At 72.9% G+C, this 23,390-nt stretch carries 29 protein-coding genes; 22 read left to right on the top strand and 7 right to left on the bottom strand.

Translation table 11 applies throughout. The features are described from left to right. The first annotated feature begins 15 nt into the window (after positions 1–15). The 17 genes from OIE69_RS37070 to OIE69_RS36995 all read left to right on the top strand — a co-directional run bounded on the left by OIE69_RS37070 (position 16) and on the right by OIE69_RS36995 (position 14,922). Entirely contained in the window at positions 16–1,101 is a 1,086-nt protein-coding gene (locus OIE69_RS37070) for an NADH-quinone oxidoreductase subunit B family protein (protein ID WP_326579194.1), read from the top strand. 66 nt (positions 1,102–1,167) lie between these two features. Next, the gene (locus tag OIE69_RS37065) at positions 1,168–2,952 is read left to right on the top strand and encodes a nickel-dependent hydrogenase large subunit (RefSeq protein ID WP_326579192.1); all 1,785 of its coding nucleotides are present in this window, start codon (positions 1,168–1,170) and stop codon (positions 2,950–2,952) included. Beyond that, entirely contained in the window at positions 2,949–3,470 is a 522-nt protein-coding gene (locus OIE69_RS37060; protein WP_326579190.1) for a hypothetical protein, read from the top strand. The genes OIE69_RS37065 and OIE69_RS37060 overlap by 4 nt, the downstream gene beginning before the upstream one ends. Then, entirely contained in the window at positions 3,467–4,129 is a 663-nt protein-coding gene (locus OIE69_RS37055; RefSeq protein ID WP_326579188.1) for a DUF5947 family protein, read from the top strand. The genes OIE69_RS37060 and OIE69_RS37055 overlap by 4 nt, the downstream gene beginning before the upstream one ends. After that, complete coding sequence (locus tag OIE69_RS37050) at positions 4,126–4,773, top strand: DUF6084 family protein (protein WP_326579185.1); 648 nt, start codon at positions 4,126–4,128, stop codon at positions 4,771–4,773. Before OIE69_RS37055 ends, OIE69_RS37050 begins: the two co-directional genes overlap by 4 nt. Then, a complete protein-coding gene (locus OIE69_RS37045; RefSeq protein WP_326579183.1) occupies positions 4,770–6,134 on the top strand; it encodes a hypothetical protein in 1,365 nt (454 codons plus the stop codon). Before OIE69_RS37050 ends, OIE69_RS37045 begins: the two co-directional genes overlap by 4 nt. Further along, entirely contained in the window at positions 6,131–6,649 is a 519-nt protein-coding gene (locus OIE69_RS37040) for a hydrogenase maturation protease (RefSeq protein WP_326579181.1), read from the top strand. Before OIE69_RS37045 ends, OIE69_RS37040 begins: the two co-directional genes overlap by 4 nt. A gap of 54 nt (positions 6,650–6,703) precedes the next feature. Then, positions 6,704–6,808, top strand: coding sequence for a DUF6893 family small protein (locus OIE69_RS44845; protein WP_392567614.1), 105 nt, complete (start codon positions 6,704–6,706; stop codon positions 6,806–6,808). A gap of 154 nt (positions 6,809–6,962) precedes the next feature. Continuing rightward, on the top strand, positions 6,963–7,361 hold the full coding sequence (locus OIE69_RS37035; RefSeq protein WP_326579179.1) for a hydrogenase maturation nickel metallochaperone HypA/HybF: 399 nt from the start codon (positions 6,963–6,965) through the stop codon (positions 7,359–7,361). Between the two features lie 5 nt (positions 7,362–7,366). After that, entirely contained in the window at positions 7,367–8,170 is an 804-nt protein-coding gene (gene hypB, locus OIE69_RS37030) for a hydrogenase nickel incorporation protein HypB (RefSeq protein WP_326579177.1), read from the top strand. After that, positions 8,170–10,545, top strand: coding sequence for a carbamoyltransferase HypF (gene hypF, locus OIE69_RS37025; RefSeq protein WP_326579175.1), 2,376 nt, complete (start codon positions 8,170–8,172; stop codon positions 10,543–10,545). Before hypB ends, hypF begins: the two co-directional genes overlap by 1 nt. Beyond that, on the top strand, positions 10,545–10,841 hold the full coding sequence (locus OIE69_RS37020; RefSeq protein WP_018560791.1) for a HypC/HybG/HupF family hydrogenase formation chaperone: 297 nt from the start codon (positions 10,545–10,547) through the stop codon (positions 10,839–10,841). Before hypF ends, OIE69_RS37020 begins: the two co-directional genes overlap by 1 nt. Next, positions 10,838–11,962 carry a hydrogenase formation protein HypD gene (hypD, locus tag OIE69_RS37015; protein WP_326579172.1) on the top strand — a complete coding sequence of 375 codons (1,125 nt, stop codon included), beginning with the start codon at positions 10,838–10,840 and terminating at the stop codon, positions 11,960–11,962. The genes OIE69_RS37020 and hypD overlap by 4 nt, the downstream gene beginning before the upstream one ends. A 79-nt stretch (positions 11,963–12,041) precedes the next feature. Beyond that, positions 12,042–13,031 carry a hydrogenase expression/formation protein HypE gene (gene hypE, locus OIE69_RS37010; RefSeq protein WP_326581520.1) on the top strand — a complete coding sequence of 330 codons (990 nt, stop codon included), beginning with the start codon at positions 12,042–12,044 and terminating at the stop codon, positions 13,029–13,031. A 97-nt stretch (positions 13,032–13,128) separates the two neighbouring features. After that, entirely contained in the window at positions 13,129–13,500 is a 372-nt protein-coding gene (locus OIE69_RS37005; RefSeq protein WP_326579170.1) for a low affinity iron permease family protein, read from the top strand. 277 nt (positions 13,501–13,777) lie between these two features. Beyond that, entirely contained in the window at positions 13,778–14,221 is a 444-nt protein-coding gene (locus tag OIE69_RS37000) for a sortase (RefSeq protein WP_326579168.1), read from the top strand. 239 nt (positions 14,222–14,460) lie between these two features. Beyond that, positions 14,461–14,922 (top strand): DUF5709 domain-containing protein, encoded by a 462-nt coding sequence (locus OIE69_RS36995; RefSeq protein WP_089227292.1) that lies wholly within the window; start codon positions 14,461–14,463, stop codon positions 14,920–14,922. 51 nt (positions 14,923–14,973) lie between these two features. On the opposite strand, the gene OIE69_RS36990 is transcribed toward OIE69_RS36995, so the two are convergent. Next, positions 14,974–16,548, bottom strand: coding sequence for a DHA2 family efflux MFS transporter permease subunit (locus OIE69_RS36990; RefSeq protein ID WP_326579164.1), 1,575 nt, complete (start codon positions 16,546–16,548; stop codon positions 14,974–14,976). Between the two features lie 138 nt (positions 16,549–16,686). On the opposite strand from OIE69_RS36990, the gene OIE69_RS36985 reads away from it, so the two are divergent. Together OIE69_RS36985 and OIE69_RS36980 are read left to right on the top strand one after the other, a co-directional pair. Beyond that, positions 16,687–17,265 carry a dihydrofolate reductase family protein gene (locus tag OIE69_RS36985; protein WP_326579162.1) on the top strand — a complete coding sequence of 193 codons (579 nt, stop codon included), beginning with the start codon at positions 16,687–16,689 and terminating at the stop codon, positions 17,263–17,265. 62 nt (positions 17,266–17,327) lie between these two features. Then, positions 17,328–18,356, top strand: coding sequence for an MsnO8 family LLM class oxidoreductase (locus OIE69_RS36980; RefSeq protein WP_326579160.1), 1,029 nt, complete (start codon positions 17,328–17,330; stop codon positions 18,354–18,356). Positions 18,357–18,537: 181 nt separating this feature from the next. Here the strand turns inward: OIE69_RS36980 and OIE69_RS36975 are convergent, their stop codons facing one another. Further along, positions 18,538–18,735 carry a hypothetical protein gene (locus tag OIE69_RS36975; RefSeq protein ID WP_018560800.1) on the bottom strand — a complete coding sequence of 66 codons (198 nt, stop codon included), beginning with the start codon at positions 18,733–18,735 and terminating at the stop codon, positions 18,538–18,540. Positions 18,736–18,876: 141 nt separating this feature from the next. Here OIE69_RS36975 and OIE69_RS36970 point away from each other — a divergent pair, with 141 nt between their 5' ends. Next, on the top strand, positions 18,877–20,019 hold the full coding sequence (locus OIE69_RS36970; RefSeq protein WP_326581519.1) for a glutathione-independent formaldehyde dehydrogenase: 1,143 nt from the start codon (positions 18,877–18,879) through the stop codon (positions 20,017–20,019). Between the two features lie 37 nt (positions 20,020–20,056). Here OIE69_RS36970 and OIE69_RS36965 read toward each other — a convergent pair whose 3' ends face one another. The 3 genes from OIE69_RS36965 to OIE69_RS36955 form a co-directional block, all read right to left on the bottom strand. Beyond that, on the bottom strand, positions 20,057–20,296 hold the full coding sequence (locus tag OIE69_RS36965) for a hypothetical protein (RefSeq protein WP_018560802.1): 240 nt from the start codon (positions 20,294–20,296) through the stop codon (positions 20,057–20,059). 109 nt (positions 20,297–20,405) lie between these two features. Continuing rightward, positions 20,406–20,645 (bottom strand): DUF397 domain-containing protein, encoded by a 240-nt coding sequence (locus OIE69_RS36960; RefSeq protein WP_326579156.1) that lies wholly within the window; start codon positions 20,643–20,645, stop codon positions 20,406–20,408. Positions 20,646–20,650: 5 nt separating this feature from the next. Continuing rightward, complete coding sequence (locus OIE69_RS36955) at positions 20,651–21,514, bottom strand: helix-turn-helix domain-containing protein (protein WP_326579154.1); 864 nt, start codon at positions 21,512–21,514, stop codon at positions 20,651–20,653. Positions 21,515–21,639: 125 nt separating this feature from the next. Here OIE69_RS36955 and OIE69_RS36950 point away from each other — a divergent pair, with 125 nt between their 5' ends. Both OIE69_RS36950 and OIE69_RS36945 read left to right on the top strand, forming a co-directional pair. Next, on the top strand, positions 21,640–22,074 hold the full coding sequence (locus OIE69_RS36950) for an ATP-binding protein (RefSeq protein ID WP_326579152.1): 435 nt from the start codon (positions 21,640–21,642) through the stop codon (positions 22,072–22,074). 291 nt (positions 22,075–22,365) lie between these two features. Continuing rightward, entirely contained in the window at positions 22,366–22,536 is a 171-nt protein-coding gene (locus tag OIE69_RS36945) for a hypothetical protein (protein ID WP_018560806.1), read from the top strand. 71 nt (positions 22,537–22,607) lie between these two features. Here the strand turns inward: OIE69_RS36945 and OIE69_RS36940 are convergent, their stop codons facing one another. Both OIE69_RS36940 and OIE69_RS36935 read right to left on the bottom strand, forming a co-directional pair. Next, complete coding sequence (locus OIE69_RS36940; RefSeq protein ID WP_326579149.1) at positions 22,608–23,003, bottom strand: (2Fe-2S) ferredoxin domain-containing protein; 396 nt, start codon at positions 23,001–23,003, stop codon at positions 22,608–22,610. Then, the gene (locus tag OIE69_RS36935) at positions 23,000–23,386 is read right to left on the bottom strand and encodes a PPOX class F420-dependent oxidoreductase (RefSeq protein ID WP_326579147.1); all 387 of its coding nucleotides are present in this window, start codon (positions 23,384–23,386) and stop codon (positions 23,000–23,002) included. The genes OIE69_RS36940 and OIE69_RS36935 overlap by 4 nt, the downstream gene beginning before the upstream one ends. Positions 23,387–23,390: the final 4 nt, after the last annotated feature.

Genomic DNA, 23,390 nt, shown 5'->3' with positions numbered 1-23,390 from the left:
TGAGGAGGCATCCCGATGGATGCGACTGCTTCGACCCAGAACGACGCCGCACGGACCCCGGCAGCCGGGGACGAGCAAGCCCCGATCCACATTCTCTGGATCAACGCGGGGCTGAGTTGCGACGGAGACTCGGTGTCGCTGACCGCCGCGACGTTGCCCAGCATCGAGGAGATCGTCCTGGGCGGCCTTCCCGGCCTTCCCAAGATCCAGGTGCACTGGCCGCTGATCGACTTCGAGTGCGGTCCGGTCGGGGGCGCCGACACCTTCATCGAGTGGTTCTTCAAGGCCGAACGCGGCGAGATCGAGCCGTTCGTCCTGGTCGTCGAGGGGTCCATCCCCAACGAGGCGATCAAGGCCGAGGGCTACTGGTGCGGCTTCGGCGACAACCCCGAGACGGGCCAGCCGATCACCACCAGCGAGTGGATCGACCGTCTCGCGCCCAAGGCCCTGGCCGTGGTCGCCATCGGCACGTGTGCCACCTACGGCGGCATCCACGCCATGGAGGGCAACCCGACCGGCGCCATGGGCGTGCCGGACTACCTGGGCTGGGAGTGGAAGTCGAAGGCGGGCATCCCGATCGTCTGCGTGCCCGGCTGCCCGATCCAGCCCGACAACTTCGCCGAGACGCTCACGTACCTGCTCTACCAGGCGGCCGGCTCCGCGCCGATGATCCCGCTGGACGACAAGCTGCGCCCGGCGTGGCTGTTCGGCGCGACCGTGCACGAGGGCTGCGACCGCGCGGGCTACTACGAGCAGGGCCAGTTCGCCGACCGCTACGACTCGCCGCAGTGCCTGGTCAAGATCGGCTGCTGGGGCCCGGTCGTGAAGTGCAACGTCCCCAAGCGCGGCTGGATGGACGGCATCGGCGGCTGCCCCAACGTCGGTGGCATCTGCATCGCCTGCACCATGCCCGGCTTCCCGGACATGTTCATGCCGTTCATGGACGAGCCGCCCGGCGCGCGGCTGTCGAGCACCGCCAGCGGCGCGTACGGCGCGGCGATCCGGCGGCTGCGCTCCATCACGGCCAGGACCGTGGACAAGGAGCCCAAGTGGCGCCACACCGGCCGGAAGCTCACCACCGGCTACAAGGCGCCCTGGTGACCTCACGGCACCAAGCCGGCCACCGACCACCCACCTCCCCCGTTTGACGAAGGGCACGCACACACCATGGCTCCGAAGACGAAGACGGCCGGAGACGGCAGTGGCCTGATGGAGATGTCCTGGGATCCGATCACCCGGATCGTGGGCAGCCTCGGCATCCACACGAAGATCGACTTCAAGCAGAAGCGTGTCGCGGAGTGCTACAGCACCTCGTCGGTCTTCCGCGGCTACAGCGTCTTCATGCGCGGCAAGGATCCCCGCGACGCGCACTTCATCACCAGCCGGATCTGCGGCATCTGCGGCGACAACCACGCCACCTGCTCGGTCTACACGCAGAACATGGCGTACGGGGTGAAGCCGCCGCACCTCGGCGAGTGGATCATCAACCTCGGCGAGTCCGCGGAGTACATGTTCGACCACAACATCTTCCAGGAGAACCTGGTCGGGGTCGACTACTGCGAGAAGATGGTCCGCGAGACCAACCCGGGCGTCATGGAGCAGGCCGACCGCACCGAGTCCCCGCACGCCGCCGAGCACGGCTACCGCACCATCGGCGACATCATGCGCTCGCTCAATCCGCTCGAGGGCGAGTTCTACCGCGAGGCGCTGCAGGTCAGCCGCTACACCCGCGAGATGTTCTGCCTGATGGAGGGCCGGCACGTCCACCCGTCCACCCTCTACGCGGGCGGCGTCGGCACCATCGCGTCGGTGCAGCTGTTCACCGACTACCTCACCCGGCTGATGCGGTACGTGGAGTTCATGAAGCGCGTCGTGCCGCTCCACGACGACCTCTTCGACTTCTTCTACGAGGCCATGCCCGGCTACGAGGAGGTCGGCCGCCGCCGCATCATGCTCGGCTGCTGGGGCGCCCTCAACGACCCGGACCACTGCGACTTCACGTACGCCAACATGACCGACTGGGGACGGAAGATGTTCGTCTCCCCCGGCATCGTGGTGGACGGGAAGCTGGTCACCAACGACCTCACGCAGATCAACCTGGGCATCCGCATCCTGCTGGGCAGCTCCTACTACCAGGACTGGGAGGGCCAGCAGCAGTTCGTCACCCACGACCCGCTCGGCAACCCGGTCGACCCGCGCCACCCGTGGAACCAGCACACCATCCCCGCGCCCCAGAAGCGCGACTTCGGCGACAAGTACAGCTGGGTGATGTCCCCGCGCTGGTTCGACGGCAAGGACCACCTGGCGCTGGACACCGGCGGCGGCCCGCTCGCCCGGCTGTGGTCCACCGCGCTCAACGGCCTCGTCGACATGGGGTACGTGAAGGCCACCGGGCACAGCGTGGTGATCAACCTTCCCAGGACGCTGACCAAGCCGGAGACCACCTTCGAGTGGAAGATCCCGCAGTGGAGCAACGCCCTGGAGCGCAACCGGGCCCGCACCTACTTCCAGGCCTACTCCGCCGCCTGCGCCCTGTACTTCTGCGAGAAGGCGCTGGACGAGGTCCGCGCGGGCCGCACCCAGACGTGGGAGAAGTTCGAGGTCCCGGACGAGAGCATCGGCGTGGGCTTCACCGAGGCGGTGCGCGGCGTGCTCTCGCACCACATGGTCATCCGCGACGGCAAGATCGCCAACTACCACCCGTACCCGCCGACCCCGTGGAACGCCAGCGTGCGCGACACCTACGGCACCCCGGGCCCGTACGAGGACGCCGTGCAGAACACCCCGATCTTCGAGGAGAACTCCCCGGAGAACTTCAAGGGCATCGACATCATGCGGGCCGTGCGCAGCTTCGACCCGTGTCTGCCGTGCGGCGTCCACATGTACGTCGGCGGCGGGCGCACCGTGGAGAAACTCCACGTGCCCACCGGTCTGAGCGGTATGGCCGGATGAGCGCGGAGCAGACGGCGCGGCGCGTCGAGGAGATCCTCGACGCGTTCGCGGCCTCCGGAGACGGCGAGACCGCGCGTGCCGCCGAGGAACTGGTGCGCACCCTCATGGAGTTCTACGGCGCGGGCCTGGACCGCGCGGTCACGCTCCTGAAGAACGGCTCGGCCGACCCGCTCGCCGTGCTGATGGCCGACGAGATGGTCGCGGGCCTGCTGACCCTCCACGACCTGCACCCCGAGGACACCCTCACCCGGGTCGGCCGCGCCGTGGAGGCGGCCCGGGCCGGTGCGACGGTGGGCATCGAGCACTTCGACCCCGAGACCGGCACACTGCGCCTGAGCGCCCGCGAGGACGGGGGCTGCGGCTGCCCCAGCACCATGGACGCCACCCGGCAGCGCATCGAGGCGGCACTCTCCTGCTTCGCCCCGGAGGTGTCGGTGGTCGAGATGCCGCTCTCCGGTCCGGCGGCGGGCGAGCCCGCGCTGCTCCAGATCGGCAACCGCCCACCGGGGGCGCCATGAGCCGGCAGGCCCCCGGGGCCGGACTGCGCCGCTTCGTGGCGCCCCGGCAGCCCACGCCCGAGCGCTGCGAGCTGTGCGGGGTGGAACTGACGGGCCCCCACCGGCATCTGGTCGACGCAGGCCGGCGCGCGCTGGCCTGCGCCTGCGTGCCGTGCGCGCTGGTCCTGGAGCGGCCCGGTGCGGGCGGCGGCCGGTTCGCCGCCGTGCCCGACAGGGTGCTCGGCGACCCGGGCTCGGTGCCCGATGCGGCCGCCTGGCAGCGACTGCGCATCCCCGTCTCGGTCGCCTTCTTCTTCCACAACTCGGTGCTCGACCGGCCCGTGGTCCTCTATCCGAGCCCCGCCGGCGCCACCGAGAGCGAGGTCGACCCCGGCACCTGGCAGGCCGTGTTCGGCGACTCGCCGCTGGCCGGCGCGCTGCGTCCGGACGTCGAGGCGCTCCTGGTCCGCCGGGACCGCGACGGGGGCGACGGCGACGGCGACGGCGGCGAGTGCTACCTCCTCCCGGTCGACCGGGCCTACGAGCTGGTGGGCCGGCTGCGTCTGAACTGGCAGGGCTTCGACGGCGGTTCCGGCGCCCGCGCCGAACTGGCCGCCTTCTTCGACGACGTACGACAGCGGGCCGCACCGGTGGCGCCGCGGGAGGGGTTGCCGACGTGACCGAGCTGGACTTCGGCTGCACGGGCGTACGGGCCGATCCGTACGCCGCCGGACCGACGCTGGTCTTCCGGCTGCGGATCACCGCCCCCGGCGGGGAGCGGGTGCACGCCCTCGCGCTCCGCTGCCAGTTGCGCATCGAACCGGCGCAGCGGGGGTACGGCGACGCGGAGGCGCGGGGCTTGGGCGATCTGTTCGGCGAGCGCGAGCGGTGGGGCAGCACGCTGCAGCCGATGCAGTTCGCGCAGGTGTCGCTCATGGTGCCGGGCTTCACCGGCGAGACCGAGGTGGACCTGCCGGTGCCGTGCACCTACGACACGGACGTCGCCTCGGCGAAGTACTTCGAGGCCCTGGAGGACGGCGAGGCGCCGCTGCTGCTGCTCTTCTCCGGCACCGCCTTCGTCGGTCCGGGCGGTTTCCAGGTGCAGCCGGTGCCCTGGGACAAGGAGGCGGTGTGCCGCATGCCGGTGGCGGTGTGGCGCGAGGCGATCGACGCCCACTTCCCGGGGTGCGGCTGGATCCGGCTGCCCCGTACGGCGCTGGAGTCCCTGCGGTCCTTCCGGAGCGCGCACGCCCTTCCCTCGTGGGAGGCGACCGTCGAGGCCCTGCTCGCCGGCGCCGCCGCCCCGGCGGGAGGCGCCCGGTGACGGCCGCCACGGAACGCTTCGCGACCGCCCGGCAGGCCGCCGACGCCGTCCTGTTCGAGGGCTACGTGCTCTACCCGTACCGGGCGTCCTCGGCGAAGAACCGGATGCGCTGGCAGTTCGGGGTGCTGGTGCCCCCGGTGTGGGCCTCCGCGTCCGGCGAACCCGTCCTGCAGCGCACCGAGATCCTCATGGAGCCGCGCGCGGACGCCGCGCTCCACGCGGAGCTGCGCTTCCTGCACGCCCAGCGGCGGACGGTGGAACGGATCCTGATCGACGGCGAGTTCGAGCCCACCGGCGAACTCCAGTTGCCTGACCGGGTGCTGGTCCCGTGGGACGAGGGTGTGGAGGAACGCGTCGAGGTGTCCGTCGACATCGCGGCGCTGACCGCCGAGGACGTCGTCCTGCCGTTCACCGTCCCCGCGACGGAGGACAGCGAGATCGTCACCGGCGCGGACGGCTTCCCCGCCGGGCGGGTCGTGCGGCGCCGGGAGCGCCTCGAAGGCGTCCTGCGGCTCTCGGCGGAGGAACTGCCCGGCCCCTACCGGGTGCTGCGGCTGGCCGCCGTCGCGGAGAACACCGGGAACGCCCTGGCCTCGAACCGGGAGGAGGCGCTGCCGCACGCGCTGGTCTCGGCCCACCTGATGCTGCGGCTGACCGCCGGCTACTTCGTGTCGATGACGGACCCTCCCGAGTGGGCGAAGGCCGCCGTCGCCGAGTGCCGCAACGAGAACACCTGGCCGGTGCTGGCGGGCGACGACGGCGCGGCGAACGTGGTGCTGTCCTCCCCCATCATCCTGGAGGACCATCCGCGGATCGCCCCGGAGAGCCCCGGCGCGCTCTACGACGCCACCGAGATCGACGAGATCCTGGCGCTGCGCACCGCCGCCCTCACCGACGAGGAGAAGCGCCAGGCGCGCGGCACCGACGAACGGGCGGCCGCGGTGATCGACCTGGCCGACTCCATGCCGCCGGAGGTGATGGAGCGTCTGCACGGCGCCGTGCGCGCGCTGCGCGAGGTCACCGGTCCGCGGGACTCGCCCGCCGCGGTCCCCGAGACCCCCTGGTGGGACCCGGGCGCCGACGCCTCCGTCGACCCGGCCCGGGACCGCGTCATGGTCGGCGACACCTGGGTGGCCGCCGGCAGCCGGGTCGTCCTGCAGCCGGGACGGCGGCGCACCGACGCACAGGACCTGTTCCTGCACGGGCGCAGCGCCCAGGTGGAGGCGGTTCTGCACGACGTGGACGGCGGGGTGCACCTCGCGGTGACCGTCGAGGGCGACCCCGGCGCGGAGATCCGCCGGGAGCAGGGCCGCTTCCTGTACTTCCAGCCCGACGAACTCGCTCCCCTGGAGGACGCGTGAGCACGGGAGGTGTGCTGGTCGCGGGCATCGGCAACATCTTCCTGGGCGACGACGGCTTCGGCGTCGAGGTGGTGCGCCGGCTGTCCGGGCACCCGCTGCCCGACGGCGTCCACGTCACCGACACCGGCGTACGCGGCGTGCACCTGGCGTACCAGCTGCTCGACGGGTACCGCAGCGTGGTCCTCGTCGACGCCGTGGCGCGCGGCGGCGCCCCCGGCACGCTGCACCTCATCGAGGCTCCGCCGCCCGGCGGCGACGGCCCGGGCGAGGCCCTCGTGGACGGGCACCGGATGACCCCGGACACCGTACTGGCGCTGCTCGACACCCTCAGCGCCGGGACGGGTTCCCCCAAGCCCTCCCGGGTCCTGGTGGTCGGCTGCGAGCCGGCGTGCCTGGAGGAGGGCATCGGTCTGAGCGCTCCTGTGGCCGCCGCCGTGGACGAGGCCGTGCGCCTGGTGCTGCGGGTCGTCGGCGAGGAGTGCGGCCGGCCCGCGGACCCGCACACGGTGGCCTGACCGGCCCGCCGCAGACCCCGAAACACAGCAACGACCAGAAAGGAGCACCCCGCCATGTGGAAGATCGCCCTGAGCGCGGTGGGCGCGGCCGTGGCCGTCTTCGCCATGTCCCGCGTCCTGCCCGACGTCAAGCGCTACCTGCACATCCGGTCGATGTGAGCCCGAACGGGTAGGCCGTCGCCGGACGGGCGGCGTGGCGGGCCGGGTGCCCCCGGCGGCGGGCCTTCAATGGAGCCGCGTGAGCCGCCGGCGCCGCCCACCGGCCCACCCGGCCCACCGGCAGCCCCGGGCCCGCACACCGGAGAAGAGACCGATGCACGAGATGTCCATCGCAGTGGCGGTGGTGGAGCAGGTCGAGGAGGCCGCCGCCCGGCTCGCGGACGGCACGGGCGGGGCACCCTCCGCGGAGTCCGTCCACCTGGAGGTCGGCGAACTCGCCGGCGTCGTGGCGGACGCCCTCGCCTTCAGCTTCGACCTCGCCTGCACCGGCACCGTCCTGGAGGGCGCCGCCCTCATCACCGAGACCGTACCCGGCCGGGCCCGCTGCGCGCGCTGCGCGCGGGACTGGCCCACCGGCATGCCCCCGCGGCTGAGCTGTCCCGGCTGCGACGGCGCGGCGACGGAACTGCTGGCGGGCCGTGAGTTGCGGATCACCGAGGTGCGGTGGGCCGAGCAGCGCCGTCCGGTCGCCACACTCCCCGAGGAGCGCTGAGAACCATGTGCAAAGTGACCGATCTGCGGCAGTCCGTGCTCGCCAGGAACGACCGCGGCGCGCAGGAACTGCGGGAGGAACTCGCCGCGCGCGGGACCGTCATGGTGAACCTGCTGTCGAGCCCGGGCAGCGGCAAGACCGCGCTGCTGGAATCGGAACTCGGGCTGGCCCGGCTGCGCGGGGTGCCGGTGGCGGCGCTCACCGCCGACCTCGCCACCGAGAACGACGCGACCCGGCTGGCCCGCTCCGGCGCCCCGGTGCGGCAGGTGCTCACCGACGGGCTGTGCCACCTGGAGTCGGCGATGGTGCGGTCGCACGTCGACACCTGGCTCCCGGAAGGCACGCACCTGCTGTTCGTGGAGAACGTCGGCAACCTGGTCTGCCCCGCCTCGTACGACCTCGGTGAGTCGCTGCGCGTCGTGCTCGCCTCGGTCACCGAGGGCGAGGACAAGCCGCTGAAGTACCCGACGGCCTTCGGGCTGGCGCACCTGGTGCTCGTGACGAAGTACGACATCGCCGGGGCGGTCGGCTTCGACGAGCCGGCCTTCCTCGCGGCCGTGGCCCAGGTCAACCCGGGCGTGGAGGTCGTCCGTACCTCCTCGCGGGACGGCGACGGCGCGGGCGTGCTGCTGGAGCGGGCGCTGGCCGTGCACGCCGGGGCCGCGGTGCACCGTCCGGTGATGGCGCGCACCGCCGTCCAGCACGGCCACACGCACGAGCACGGACACGCCCACTCCCACGAGCACCCGCACGAGCACCCGCACGAGGATGCCGCCGGGCACACCCGCTCCGTGGACCACACGCACTGATGCCGGGTCAGCCGGGGCCCGCGGCCCGGACCGCGCAGCGCCGCCGGGTGCTGGTCCGGGGGGTCGTGCAGGGGGTCGGCTTCCGGCCGTTCGTGTTCGGTCTCGCCCGTGAACTGGGGCTGGCGGGCCACGTCGGCAACACCGGTGACGGGGTGGTCGCCGAGGTCGAGGGCGCCCCCGGCGCGGTCGCGGCCTTCTGCGACCGGATCGGTGCGGAAGCGCCCCCGCTCGCGGTGGTGGAGTCGGTGTCCCACGGTCCCGTCCCCCCGACGGGCGGCACGGACTTCACGATCAGCCCGTCCCGCCCCGGCGACGGGGCCTCGCGCACCCTGGTCTCCCCCGACACCGCCACCTGTGAGGCGTGCCTGGCCGAGTTGCGCGACCCCGGCGACCGCCGCCACCGGCACCCGTTCATCACCTGCACGCACTGCGGGCCGCGTTTCACGATCGTCACCGGCCTGCCGTACGACCGTCCCAACACCACGATGGCCCGCTTCCCCATGTGCGCGAAGTGCCTGGCCGAGTACGAGGATCCCGCCGACCGGCGCTTCCACGCGCAGCCGGTCTCCTGCCACGACTGCGGTCCCCGGCTGCGGCTGGTCCTGTCCCGCACGGACCGGACGGGGCAGCGGGGCGAACCGGTCGCGCAGGCGCGGCGGTTGCTGGCGGCGGGCGCGGTCGTCGCGGTGAAGGGCCTGGGCGGCTACCACCTGGCCTGCGACGCGGGCAACGAGGAGAGCGTGCGGCTGCTGCGGGCCCGCAAGGACCGCGGCGACAAGCCGTTCGCCCTGATGGCACGGGATCTCGCGGACATCGAGCGGCTGGCCCATCTCGGTCCGGAGGAGCGGGAGTTGCTGACCGGCGCACGCCGGCCGATCGTCCTGCTGCGGCGGCGTCCGGAGGCACGTGAGGTGGCGGAGGCCGTGGCCCCTCGGGTGGCCGACCTCGGGGTCATGCTGCCGTACACGCCGGTCCACCATCTGCTGCTGGGGTTGCCGGGCGACCCGCCGGGGCCCCGGCTGCTGGTGATGACCAGCGGCAATCTGGGCGGGGAGCCCATCGTCACGGACGACGAACAGGCGCTGGAACGGCTGGCGGGACTGGCCGACGCCTGGCTGACGCACGACCGGCCCATCCATGTGCCGTGCGACGACTCGGTGGTGCGGATCTGCGACGGCGCGGAACTTCCCGTGCGGCGCTCGCGCGGCTACGCGCCCTTCCCCGTGCCGCTGCCCGTGCCGGTGGCCCCGGCGCTCGCCGTGGGCGGCGACCTGAAGAACACCTTCTGCGTGGGAGAGGGCCGGCACGCCTGGCTGTCGGCCCACGTCGGCGACATGGACGACCTGGCGACGCTGACGGCCTTCACCGACGCCGAACGGCAGTTGGAGGAGATCACCGGGGTCAGGCCCGTACTGCTGGCAGCGGACCGGCACCCCGGCTACCGCTCGGTGGGCTGGGCCCGGCGCGCCGCCGGCGACCGGCCGCTGCGGCAGGTGCAGCACCACCACGCGCACGTCGCGGCGGCGATGGCCGAGGCGGGGCTGGACGGCACGAGCCCGGTGATCGGCGTCGCCTTCGACGGCACGGGCCACGGTGACGACGGCGCGGTCTGGGGCGGTGAGTTCCTGCTCGCCGGCTACAACGGCTTCCGGCGGTCCGCGCACCTGGCGTACGTGCCGCTGCCCGGCGGGGACGCGGCCGTGCGCCGCCCCTACCGCATGGCGCTGGCGCATCTGCGGGCGGCCGGCCTCCCGTGGGCACCCGGCCTGCCGTGCACGGACGCCTGCCCGAAGGACGAACGGACCGTGCTGGCGGCCCAGTTGGAGCGCGGGCTGCAATGCGTCCCGACCTCCAGCATGGGCCGGCTCTTCGACGCCGTCGCCTCGCTGTCCGGGGTGTGCCACCGGGCGGGCTACGAGGCGCAGGCGGCCGTCGAGCTGGAGGCGGCGGCCGTGGCGGCGGGCGGCCTGCCCGCCGAGGGCTACTCCTTCGCGCTGCGCCCGGGCGCCGGCGCCGGCGGGGCGACCGCCTGCGACCCCGGCCCGGTGCTGGCGGCCGTCGTCGCCGACCTGGGCGCGGGGGTGCCCACCGGGGTGATCGCCGGACGCTTCCACCGGGCGGTGACCGAACTCGTCCGGCGGGTGTGCGCCGCCGTACGGGAACGCGACGGGATCACGACGGTGGCGCTCAGCGGCGGTGTCTTCGCCAACGCGCTGCTGTCGTCCGCGTGCGCGCGGGACCTGTGCGCGGACGGGTTCACGGTGCTGCGCCATCGGCTCGTACCGCCCAACGACGGAGGCCTGGCACTCGGCCAGCTCGTCGTCGCCGCCCGCGGCGGCCCCCCGACCCCCCACCCACAGCGAGGAGACAGCTGATGTGCCTGGCGGTACCCGGCAAGGTGCTGGAGATCGAGGAACGTGACGGCACCAAGATGGCGGTCGTCGACTTCGGCGGCGTGGTGAAGGACGTGTGCCTGGAGTACCTGCCCGACCTCCAGGTCGGCGAGTACGCCATCGTCCACGTCGGTTTCGCGCTGCAACGGCTCGACGAGGAGTCCGCGCGGCAGACGCTCGCCCTCTTCGGGAACCTCGGGCTGCTGGAGGAGGAGTTCGGCGACCCCTGGCAGCAGGCGGCCGCCGAGGCGGGAACGACGGCGGAGGCGGAGCGGTGAAGTACATCGACGAGTTCCAGGACCCGGAGCTGGCCCGGAGACTGCTGGACGACATCCACGCGACGGTGACCAGGCCCTGGGCGCTGATGGAGGTGTGCGGCGGCCAGACCCACACCATCATCCGGCACGGCATCGACCAGCTCCTGCCGAAGGAGGTGGAACTCATCCACGGGCCCGGCTGCCCGGTCTGCGTGACCCCGCTGGAGGTCATCGACAAGGCGCTGGAGATCGCCTCCCGCCCCGGGGTGATCTTCTGCTCCTTCGGCGACATGCTGCGCGTCCCCGGCACCGGGCGCGACCTCTTCGGCGTCCGCGGCGAGGGCGGCGACGTACGCGTCGTCTACTCCCCGCTGGACGCGCTGCGCATCGCCCGGGAGAACCCGGACCACGAGGTCGTCTTCTTCGGCATCGGCTTCGAGACCACCGCCCCGCCCAACGCGATGACGGTGTACCAGGCGCGGAAGCTCGGCATCGCCAACTTCAGCCTGCTGGTGTCCCACGTCCGCGTCCCCCCGGCCATCGAGGCCATCATGCGCTCGTCGGACTGCCGCGTGCAGGGGTTCCTGGCGGCCGGTCATGTGTGCAGCGTGATGGGGACGGCGGAGTACCCGGAGCTCGCGGACGGCTTCGGCGTGCCCATCGTCGTCACCGGCTTCGAGCCGCTGGACATCCTGGAGGGCGTGCGCCGCGCGGTGCGCCAGCTGGAACACGGCGAGTACCGGGTGGAGAACGCCTATCCGCGCGCCGTCCGCCCGGAGGGCAACCCCGCGGCCAAGGCGATGCTCGCGGACGTCTTCGAGGTCACCGACCGGGCCTGGCGCGGGATCGGCGTCATCCCCGACAGCGGCTGGCGGCTGTCGGAGCGCTACCGGGAGTACGACGCCGAGCACCGGTTCTCCGTCACCGGCATCGCCACACGGGAGCCGGCGGAGTGCCGCAGCGGCGAGGTGCTGCAGGGCCTGATCAAGCCGCACGAGTGCGAGGCGTTCGGCGGTGTCTGCACGCCCCGCACCCCGCTCGGCGCCACGATGGTCTCCAGCGAGGGGGCCTGCGCCGCGTACTACCTCTACCGCCGGCTCGGCGGCACCAGCGCACCCCTGGAGGCGAGCCCCGTTGGCTGACATCGCAGAAACCCTGGCCGCCCCGGACTTCTCCGGCTGGACCTGTCCGGCCCCGCTGCGCGACCAGCCGCGGGTGGTGATGGGGCACGGCGGAGGGGGCGCGCTGTCCGCGGAACTCGTCCGGTACGTCTTCGCCCCCGCCTTCGGCGGGGAGGTGCTGTCCGGGCTCGCCGACTCCGCGACCGTCTCGTTGGGCGGCGCCCGGCTGGCGTTCTCCACCGACTCGTACGTGGTGCGGCCGCTGTTCTTCCCCGGCGGCAGCATCGGCGACCTCGCCGTCAACGGCACCGTCAACGACCTGGCGATGAGCGGGGCCAGGGCCGCCTACCTCTCCTGCGGCTTCATCCTGGAGGAAGGCGTCGAGATGTCGCTGGTGGCCCGGGTCGCCGAGGCGCTCGGCGCGGCCGCGCGCACCGCGGGGGTGGAGGTCGTCACCGGCGACACCAAGGTCGTCGAGACCGGCCACGGGGACGGGCTGTACGTCAACACGGCGGGCATCGGGCTGATCCCCGACGGTGTCGACATCCGTCCGCAGCGCGCGGCGCCTGGCGACGTGGTCATCGTCAGCGGGGCGATCGGGGCCCACGGTGTCGCCGTGATGAGCGTGCGCGAGGGCCTGGAGTTCGGGGTCGAGATCGAGAGCGACACGGCGGCGCTCGGCGGGCTCGTCGAGGCGGTGCTGCGCGTCACCACGGACGTGCACGTGCTGCGGGACCCCACACGCGGTGGGCTGGCGGCCGCTCTCAACGAGATCGCGGCCGCCTCGGGTGTCGGTGTCGTCCTGCAGGAGCGGGCGGTGCCCGTGCCGCCCGCGGTGGCCAACGCCTGCGCGGTGCTGGGCCTGGACCCGATGTACGTCGCCAACGAGGGCAGGCTCGTCGCCTTCGTGCCCCGCGCGGTCGCCGAGGAGGTGCTGGCCGCGATGCGCGCGCATCCGCTGGGCACCGGCGCGGCCGTCATCGGCGAGTGCGTGCCGGACCACGCGGGCATGGTCGTCGCCCGTACGGGTCTGGGCGGGACGCGGGTGGTCGATCTGCCGCTGGGTGAGCAACTGCCGCGCATCTGCTGACCGTGCCGGGGCTCCGGCCGGTCCGCCGACGCGGGCCGGCCGGTGCCCCGTGCGCGCCGCACGGGCGCATCGTCGAGGAACACCCCAGGAGGACGGTGTGGCGTTCCGGCATCCCGCCGAGCGGACCGAGGACGAGGCCGGACGGGGCCGGTTCGAGCGGCTCGCCGAGGCGGCGTCCAACTTCACGGCGTCGCCGCTCTTCTACGGCGTCTGCCTGCTCCTGGTGGCCGGCTTCCTCGTCGCCCACGCCCTCGGGCTGCCCCTGAAGTGGCAGTTGTTCGCGGCCGATCTGATGACCGCGGTCACGCTGCTGCTGCTCGCCCTGCTCAAGAACGCCGAACGCCGCGCCGAGCACGCCGTCCAACGGAAGCTGGACGCGATCGCCGGCGCGCTGCTGGAGCAGGGCGGCAGCTCGCACGAGGCACGGGACGCGCTGCGCGGGGTGATCGGGCTCCACAAGGACGCATGACCGCCCCAGTTTCTGACGATTCGTCAATCATGTTTCGACGCAAGGTGTCTGTCGCGACGTCACCTGTTTGCGGGTAGGCCCGGCATTCTGCGCGGGGGAACGGTTGCATGGCTCCTGACCTGCGGCGACATACCGAGGGTGCGGCCGCTGACGGCCGCCTGCGGCGCCGTGTGCAGCGCCCTCGGGTGGCAGGCTCCCTTGGGTGCTGTTTTGCTCCGCGTGGAGCGGATCGCGCTGAGACCGCTTCTTACCTGCCCGTTCACCTGGAGGCTGCCTCATGCCCACAACTCGCGTTCTTGGCGGCGTCGCCATGGCCGCGGCCGTCATCGGTCTCACCGTTCCCAATGCCTCGGCCACCGATATCTCCGACGCCTGGGTCACTCCCTACTACGCCGTTCCCGGAATGCGGCTGACGGTCACGACCACGGCCTGCGGCCCTGACGCCAACTACTCCAAGGGCCAGTCCGAAGCCGGCGGCCAGGTCAACCTGCTGCCCCTGGGCAGGAGCGGCCTGCTCGCGGGCACCTTCCGGGTGCCGAAGCACACCCGGCCCGGCTGGTACACCGTGACGCTGCGGTGCCCGCCGCGTACCCAGACCACCGCGTCCTTCCGGGTCGTCCGGGGCCCTGCGCACGGGTTCTCGGGTCTGGACCGCGGGTTCTCGGGCCTGGAGTGCGACGACGACTTCGGTCCCGTCGGCCGGCGGTCCTCCGGACGCTGACCCCCGGAGCCCCGGGTCTTCGGATCGCCGCCCCGGCCGCCGCCAAGCACGACGGTGGCGCGGCCGGGGCGGCGGGGCACGGGACCGCGGGCGGAGCTCCGGGGACACTCCCGCACCGGCCCTGTTCACGCTTCCGGGTGGCGATCGGCGTCCGGACGGAAGAGTGTGGAGGGAAGAGGGGGCGCGCGGCCCGCAAGGCGGCGCCGAGGCGGTGGCGGCGCGTGAGCGAGGAGACGGACATGCGAGAGAACGAGATGGGTGACGAGGTCTACCAGCCGGACGGGTCAGAGGTCCAGGACGACGCCGGGCTGCTGGAGCCCGAGGACACCCTCGACTACCACGGTGTCGACCAGATACTCGACGAGGGCTACTCACCGCCGGAGCGGCCCTGGGCGGTGAACAAGCCCGCCACCACGGCGGCGGGCCGCCTGCAGGGCGAGACGCTCGACGAACGCCTGGCCGAGGAGCTCCCGGACCTGCCGATCCCCGACGGGGACGGCATCGGGGACGCGTGGGACACCGACGGGGAGCTGATCGACGGCGAGGTCGGCGGGCCGCGCGCCGGGCGGCTGGTCGCCCCCGACGAGGGGGCGCACTACGACACCGAGGGCATGGTCGCCCAGGACATCGGCATCGACGGGGCGGCCGCCTCCGCCGAGGAGGCCGCGATGCATCTCGTACCGGAGTCCGAGGAGTACTGACCCGGGCCGGACCGGCCCAGCCGGCCGGGCCCCCACGGCTCATCACACGGTTCACGCGCCAGGGGGAGCGTCCTTGCGCATGTCGGGCCCGCCGCCGGCCGCCTCTCCCGTCCGGGACTGCGCACCGCACTGCAGGGGCGGGGCGCCGATGGCGCAGTAGTGCCTGCACGGCGGGGCCGGCTTCACCGGCTCCTCCGGGGTCTCCCGCAGGACGTCCGAGCGGATGCCGAACCAGGCCAGCAGCGAGCCCGCCACCAGCATCCCGGCGCAGATCACGACGGCGACGCGGAAGCCGTGGCCGAAGGCGGCCGGGTCCTCGTAGTCGTCGCCGGAGAGCCCGGCCATCAGCGGCAGGGCCGCCACCGCGAGCAGGCCCGCCGCCCTCGCCACCGCGTTGTTCACGCCGGACGCGGTGCCCGCGAGGCGTACGTCGGCGGCGCCGAGGACGGTGGCGGTGAGGGGGGCGACGGTGGCCGCCAGGCCCAGGGCGAAGACGCACACCGCGGGCAGGACGTCGGCGACGTAGGACGCGTCCGCGCCGATCCGCAGCATCAGCAGCAGGCCGACGGCGGAGATCGCCGGGCCCACCGTCATGGGGATGCGCGGCCCGATGCGCTCGGCGAGCCGGCCCGCGCGCTCGGACAGGGCCAGCATGATGACCGTGATCGGCAGCAGCGCCGTCCCGGAGGCCAGCGGGGAGTAGCCGGCTTCGGTCTGCAGTTCCAGCACCAGGAAGAAGAACAGTCCGCCGAGTGCCGCGTAGACCGCGAAGGTGACCAGGTTCGCGGCGGTGAACTGGCGGTTCGCGAAGAGCCTCGGCGGGAGCATCGGGTGCCGGCTGCGCCGCTCGGTCACCACGAACCCGGCGAACGCGGCCAGGCCCACCACGCCGGAGACGCAGACGGCGGTGATGTCCGGGTGGCTCCCCCCGGCGGCGATCAGGGCGTAGGTGACCCCCGCGAGGCCGACCGCGCCGAGCACCGCGCCCGCGACGTCGAAGCCGCCGCTGACGCTCTCGCCGCGGCTCTCCGGGACGTGCCGGGCGGCGACCGCGACGACCAGGGCCGCCAGCGGGAGGTTGATGAAGAACACCCAGCGCCAGCTGACGGCGTCGACCAGCCAGCCGCCGAGCAGCGGCCCCAGCGCCCCCGCGATGCCGCCCAGGCCCGACCACACGCCGATCGCGCGGGCCCTGTCCTGGGAGGCGAAGGACGCCTGGATCAGGGCCAGCGACCCGGGGGTCAGGAGGGCACCGCCGACGCCCTGCAGGGCGCGGGCGCCGACCAGCATCTCGATGCTCGGCGCGATGCCGCACAGCAGGGAGGCCAGGGCGAACCACACCGTGCCGATCATGAACAGCTTGCGCCGCCCGAAGCGGTCGCCGAGCGAGCCTCCCAGCAGGATGAGCGCGGCGAGGGTGAGGGTGTAGGCGTTGATCGTCCACTGGAGGCCGGCGAGCGTGGCCCCGAGGTCCTTGCCGATCGTCGGGAGGGCGACGTTCACGACGGTGCTGTCGAGGAGCGTCATGCCCGATCCCAGGACCACCGCCGCGAGGACCCAGCGCCCGCGCGCCCCGCCCAGCGTCAGCGTCCCGGGCCGGTCCGTCGCGCTCGCGGCTTCCGTCATCGCACCCTCCGCCATCCCCCGTCGTCCCCGCGGTCCGTCACCGAATCTACCCCGGGGGTCGGGGTATCGCGTGGCGGTGGGCCGCGATCGCACGCTAGCTTGACCCCGGTTGACGACCATCGCGGACCAGGGGGAAGCATGCGCAGGCTGACGTATTTCGTGGCGTCGACGATCGACGGTTTCGTGGCCGGTCCGGAGGGTGAGTACGACTTCCTCGCGGCCGTGGGCGACCACATGGAGACGGTCCTCGCGGAGTACCCGGAGACCCTGCCGGTGCAGGCCCGCGGCCCGCTGGGCATCGCCGACGCGCCGAACCGGCGGTTCGACACTGTGCTGATGGGCCGGGCCACCTACGAGGTGGGGCTGCCGTTCGGGGTGACCAGCCCGTATCCGCACCTGCGGCAGTACGTGGTGTCGGGGAGCATGACCGCGAAGCCGGACCCCGAGGTGGAGCTGGTCCAGGGCGACCCGCTGGATTTCGTGCGCGAGCTCAGGCGACAGGAGGGGGCGGGCATCTGGCTGTGCGGGGGCGGCCGGCTGGCGGGCTCGCTGCGCACGGAGATCGACGAGCTGGTCGTCAAGATCAACCCCGTGGCCGCGGGCGCCGGTGTGCCGCTGTTCGCAGGCGGTTTCGCCCCGCAGGCGTACGACGTGACCGAGGTGCGGACACACAAGAGCGGCGTGCTGATCGTGACGTACGCCCGCCGGGAGGACTGAGCGGCCGCCTCCGCGGCGCCGCGGCGCGGGAATCCCGTGCCGCGGCGGACGTTGCACCAGAGGTGATCGCACCGCAGCTGCCCCCGATTCCGTTCTCGATCCTCGACCGCTCGCCCGTACGCGAGGGCGCGCAGCCCGCGCAGGCGCTCCGGGACACGGTGTGGCTGGCGCGGCACGCCGAGGAGCTGGGCTACCACCGCTTCTGGGTGTCGGAGCACCACGGGGTGCCGGGCGTGGCGGGGTCCGCGCCCGCGGTGCTGGCCGCGGCGGTGGCCGCGGCCACGTCCCGGATCCGGGTCGGCACGGGCGGGGTCATGCTGCCCAACCACCGGCCGCTGGTGGTGGCGGAGCAGTTCGGCGTGCTGGAGTCCCTGTTCCCCGGGCGGATCGACATGGGGCTGGGGCGGTCGGTGGGCTTCACGGACGGAGTGCGCCGGGCGCTGGGACGCGATGCCCGCGCCGCCGGGGACTTCGAGGAACTGCTGGCCGAACTGCTCGGCTACTTCACCGGCACGGCGGGCCCCGGCGCGGTGCACCCGCGCCCGCCGGAGGGGATGCGCGTCCCGGCGTTCGTACTGGCCACGGGGGCGGGGGCGGCCACGGCGGCGGCGTTCGGGCTGCCGCTGGTGATCGCCGCGGTGCGGGGCGAGGAGCGCATGCGGGAGGCGATCGACGGCTACCGCGCGGCGTTCCGGCCGTCGCCGTGGGCGCCGCGTCCGTACGTCGTGGTGTCGGCCCCCGTGTCCGTCGCGGAGACGACGGAGGCCGCCCGGCGGCTGCTGGTCTCCGAGGCCTGGTCGCTGGCGCGCTCGCGTACGCAGGGTGAGTTCCCGCCGCTGGCGCCGCCGGACGAGGTGCCGGTAGGGCGCATGACGGCACGCGAGCGCGAGGTGTTCGAGGGGACGCTGTCGAACGGCGTCCACGGCACCGGGGACGAGGTGGCGGCTGCGCTGTCGGGCCTGGTGGCACGCACCGCGGCGGACGAGGTGCTGGTCACCACGGCCGGCTACGACCGGTCGGCGCTGCTGGACTCGCACCGCCGCCTGGCGCGGCTCGCGGAACTCGGCACGCGGGCCGTGGCGGCAGGCTGAGGCGTGGCCTGGTCCGGCCCGGGGCGATCCGCCCCGCCACGGCCGCGGGTTGGGCGCCGGGTCCCTCAACTCGCCGTGCAGGGGCCGGTCCTGGCCGGGGCGGACGTCCCACGTGACGGCCTTGTCGCGGGGGCGCCGTCAACTCGCCCCCTCCCACGCCCGGGTGTGCCCGGCGGGGACGTCAGACCGCGGGGCCCTCGTACACGTCGTCGTTGCGGCCCTCGGCGAACTCCCACCACGACAGCGGCAGCCAGTCGCCGTCCACGAAGGCGTCCACGGAGGAGCCCAGACCGCTGATGGCCACGCGCGTGCCGACCGGGTACAGCGTGCCGGACAGGCCGGGCACGGGGACGAGCAGCGTTCCTGAGCGCTGGGCCATTGTTCCCGCCTTTCTCCGCGGTCAACCGCAAATCGACATATTTACGTGAAGAATAGCTGGCTTGTCTCGTACTGCCCAAGGAGGGAGCATGAGAAATAGGTCACGTAAGCCATGAATCCGACACCAATCGGAGGTGTCCACGTGAAGGCCGTCGTCTACAAAGGACCGTTCGAAGTAGCCGTCGAGGAAGTCGACAATCCGCGCCTGCAGCACCCCAACGACGTGGTCGTCAGGGTGACCTCCACCGCGATCTGCGGCTCCGACCTGCACATGTACGAGGGCCGGACCGCCGCGGAGCCCGGCATCGTCTTCGGCCACGAGAACCTGGGAATCATCGACCAGGTCGGCGAAGGGGTCACCACCCTCAAGCAGGGCGACCGCGTGGTCATGCCCTTCAACGTCGCCTGCGGATTCTGCAAGAACTGCTCGGCGGGTTTCACCGGCTACTGCCTGACGGTCAATCCGGGGTTCGCCGGAGGCGCTTACGGCTATGTGGCCATGGGCCCCTGGCCGGGCGGTCAGGCGGAATACGTGCGCGTTCCGTACGCGGACTTCAACTGTCTGAAACTGCCGGAGGGCACCGCCAACGAGTCCGACTTCGTGCTCCTGGCCGACATCTTCCCGACCGGCTACCACGGGTGCGAGCTCGCCCAGGTCTCCCCCGGCGAGAGCGTCTCGGTGTACGGCGGCGGCCCGGTCGGGCTGATGGCCGCCTACTCGGCGATGCTGCGCGGGGCGGCCAAGGTGTTCGTCGTGGACCGGGTGCCGGAGCGGCTGCAGAAGGCCGAGGAGATCGGCGCGATCCCGATCGACTTCACCAAGGGCAGTCCGGTGGACCAGATCAAGGAGCACATGAAGGGCGAGGGCACCGACAAGGGCGTCGACGCGGTCGGCTACCAGGCCCAGGCCGGCGGCGCGGGCCGCGAGGAGCCCGCGGCGGTGCTGAACTCCCTGATCGACACCGTGCGCCCCACCGGCGCCCTCGGCATCCCCGGCCTGTACGTGCCGTCCGACCCCGGCGGCCCGGACGAGCAGGCAAAGAGCGGCCGGCTGCTGGTCGCCATCGGCCGGCTCTTCGAGAAGGGCCTGCGGCTGGGCACCGGGCAGTGCAACGTCAAGCGCTACAACCGGCAGCTGCGCGACATGATCATCGAGGGTCGCGCCCGTCCGAGCTTCGTGGTCTCCCACGAGCTGCCCCTGACGGACGCGCCGTCGGCGTACGAGAAGTTCGACAAGCGGATCGAGGGCTACACCAAGGTCGTCCTCCACCCCGGTCAGGGCTGAGACGCTCCGCTGTCCGCGCCCGGGGCCCGGGGCCCGCCTAGCAGCTCTCCGGGCCCTGGGCGTCGTACGGGCCGGAGGGGCTGACCTCCTCCAGGGTGTACGTGTACAGGTCGAACTCCACCAGCCCGTCCGCGTTGGTGGTGACCCGCGGCGGACGGGTCCCGGGATACCGGGAGGCGATGACGTCGGCGACCCTGTGGGCGGTCGCCGCGTCGGCCGCGGCGATGCGCACATAGGCCACGCCCGGTTCGTACAGCGGTCCGAGTTGTCCGGTCATGCTGCTCCCCTTGTCCCGTCCGTCCGGCGGATCACCGCTGGAGACAGCCCGTCGGTCGTCGCGGTTGCCCGCGCGGGCTGCGTTCACTCGAAGTTGTCGATGCGGCGCCTCAGGACAGCAGGAAGTCGGCCTTCCCGTCCTTTGCACCCGCGATGAACATCCTGATCTCGTGGTCCGTGTAGATGAGTGCCGGCCCGTCGGGGTCGGTGGACTGCCGCAGTGCGACCCTGCCGTCGGCCAGTTTCATGGCCTCCACGCAACTTCCCCCGTTGCCGCCGCTCCACGGCTTGTGCCAGCCCTCGCTGCCGAGGTCGAGGGCGCGCATGCCGTTGTATATGCGGTCGTCCATGTGTGTCAGATCTCCTTGCGGATGCCATCGAGGATGGCTGCGGTGCTGTGTGCAGGCGCGGCTTGCGCGCACATCCGGTCCAGGGCCTCGAGGAACGTCGAGACGTCGTCCACGTCGTCCAGGTAGGCGGCGCCCACCAGGCTCTCGGTGAACACGACGTCCGGCAGCTCGCGGATCTGGAACCGGAAGATGTGGAACGGCCCGTACATCGCCGGGTGCGGCCCGGCGTCGAAGGGCATGATCTGCAGTCTCACCTGCGGCATCTCGCACGCCCCGGCCAGCCGGTCCAGCTGCGCGCGCATCACCTCGGGGCTGCCGATGGGACGGCGCAGCACGGTCTCGTCCATGACCACCCACAGCAGCGGGGCGTCCGGCCGGGCGAGCAGCGACTGCCGCTCCCGGCGGAGCTCGACCAGGCGCTCGAGTTCCTCCGTGGTGGCTCCGGGGCGGCCTGCCCTGAGCACGGAGTGCGCGTAGTCCTCGGTCTGCAGCAGTCCGGGGACGTAGTGCGGCTCGTAGGCACGGATGATGGCCGCCTCGCCCTCCAGGCTCACGAAGGCGCTGAACCAGGACGGCAGGACGTCGCGGTAACGGTGCCACCAGCCGGGACGGTTGCCCTGCCGGGCGAGGTCGATGAAGGTCGCCGCCTCGGCGGCGTCGACCCCGTACAGCGCCAGCAGCTTCTCCACGTACGGGATGCGCAGGCCGACCTCGGCCTTCTCCATCCGGCGCACCGTGGCATGGGTGACGTCGAGCTCGCGCGCCGCCCGCTCGTACGAGCAACCGGCCTTCTCCCGCAGGTCGTGGAGGCGTTTGCCGAGGATCACGCGGAGGACGGTCGGCGCCCCGCTCGCCCTTGCCTCAGCCACGCTGCAATTCCCGCATGGCAGCAGTGTGCCATGTCAGGAATGGAACCCACACCCTGCTACTGGCGATTGTGTAATTTGCAGAATGACCCTTGCCTACTGTGTAAGCAGTGGCCATAGTTACGTGTGTGCTCTATGCCATCAGCGCCCGGGACACCTTCCGGCTCCGACTGCCGGCGCAGGCCTCTTCGGTCGGCGTCGCGCGCCGCCAGGTGCGCTCCGCGCTGAGCGGATGGGGCCTGGTGGGGCTGCACGACGACGCCGGCCTCGTGGTGAGCGAACTCTTCACCAACGCCGTGGTCCACAGCGGCGGCGACCACGTCGCGTGCCGGCTCTGGACGGCGGGCGGCAAGCTGCACATCGAGGTCGCCGACGAGGGGCGCGGGCCCGCCGGCCCCCTGCCGCGCACGGCCGCCGACGGCGACGAGAGCGGCCGCGGGCTCGCCCTCGTCGCCCATTTGGCCGAAGGGTGGGGCGTGCGTCCGCCGGCGCGCGGAACCGGTCGCGCGGTGTGGGCGATCCTCTCCTGCGCCCGTACCGAGGCGGCCCGGCGCAGCGGTTGAACACCGGGTGACGTCCCGCCGGTGTCCGCGGGAAGAGTGGTCGTCGCCGGGGCGCGCCGTATTGGGATGGTGGCACCCCGCCCGCGGGCATAGGCTTCTCCCGACGGAAAGGCCCTCGGGGGAGCACCAACACCCCCTGCCTCCGCCCCGGGAGGAACCGCCCACCGCGGTCCCCGCCCGGTTCCGCAACCGGCGCCACCGCGTCCGCTCAGCCATCAGCCCGACCGGGCGGTCGGCGTCCGGCAGCGGCCGGGGCCGGCGTCCGGCTCACCCGACACGAAGGAGTGCGCGGTGACACCCGAGAAGTCAAAGCGGAACCAGCTCCCCAAGGAGCCCGACGATCAGCCCGCGCAACAGCGGGAGGTGCGGAACCTGGACGTCTGGGCCAGGTCGGCACCGATCCGACTGGCCGGCTACGAGGACGATCTGAACGAGCCGCACATCCTGCGGAGCATCGACTGACCCTCGGGCACGGCCGGTTCACGGGCCGTACGGGCAACGAAGCCCGTACGGCCCCTGCCGTGTCCGGCCTCTCAGGGCGCCGCGTCCGCCGCACCCACGACGCGGCCGCCGGGCGGCTCGATGGCGTAGAGGTCCAGCACGTCGGGCGGCGCGGCGACCCCCGGTCCCCCGGCGCGCACCCACGCGACGATGTCGTCGACGGCGCCGACATCGTTGACCAGCCCCAGCCAGACCGGTCGCCCGCCGGCCGCGCGCGCCTGCGGCGAGGGCTGGACGACCACGACGTTCGCCTGCTCGCACACGTCGAGGCACTGCGTGACACGCACCCGGCAGATGCCGGCGAGTTCCCTCCGGAGCCGGTCGAGTTGAGCACCGTGGTCGACTCCGGGGACCTTCTGCGTACCGCAGCAGCAGTCGCGGCAGACGCTCACCGTGCAGGCGCCCGGCCGCGGCACACCGCCGCTCACGTGAGGGTGATCCGCACGCCCACGGTGCCCTCGCGGCCGCGGCGCAGCCGGCTGCCGAACAGGGTCAGCTGGCCGAACAGCCCGTACTTGCGGGCGACCAGGGAGCGGTAGCGCTCGGTCTCCTCCGGTCCGAGGACCTCGGCCCGGGCGGGCACCTGCTCCCCGGTGGGGTTGCCGCGTACGTCGCAGGGGCCGACCAGCACGTCGGCGCGGTTGCGGATCCGCTTGACCTTGCCGGAGTCCGCCGCGGTCCACGCGCCGAGCGCCTCGCCGTCGCGGACCACCCAGACCGGGGTGGGAACGGTACGGCCGTCCCGTCGGTAGGTGGTGACCAGTAGGTACTTGCCCGCCGCGAGACGGGCGGACGCGCTTTCCTCGATCATGGAC

Source organism: Actinacidiphila glaucinigra, assembly GCF_035918135.1.
Classification (GTDB): domain Bacteria; phylum Actinomycetota; class Actinomycetes; order Streptomycetales; family Streptomycetaceae; genus Actinacidiphila; species Actinacidiphila glaucinigra.
Note: the sequence above shows the minus strand (reverse complement) of the source record. Positions and strands in the feature narration are given on the sequence as shown.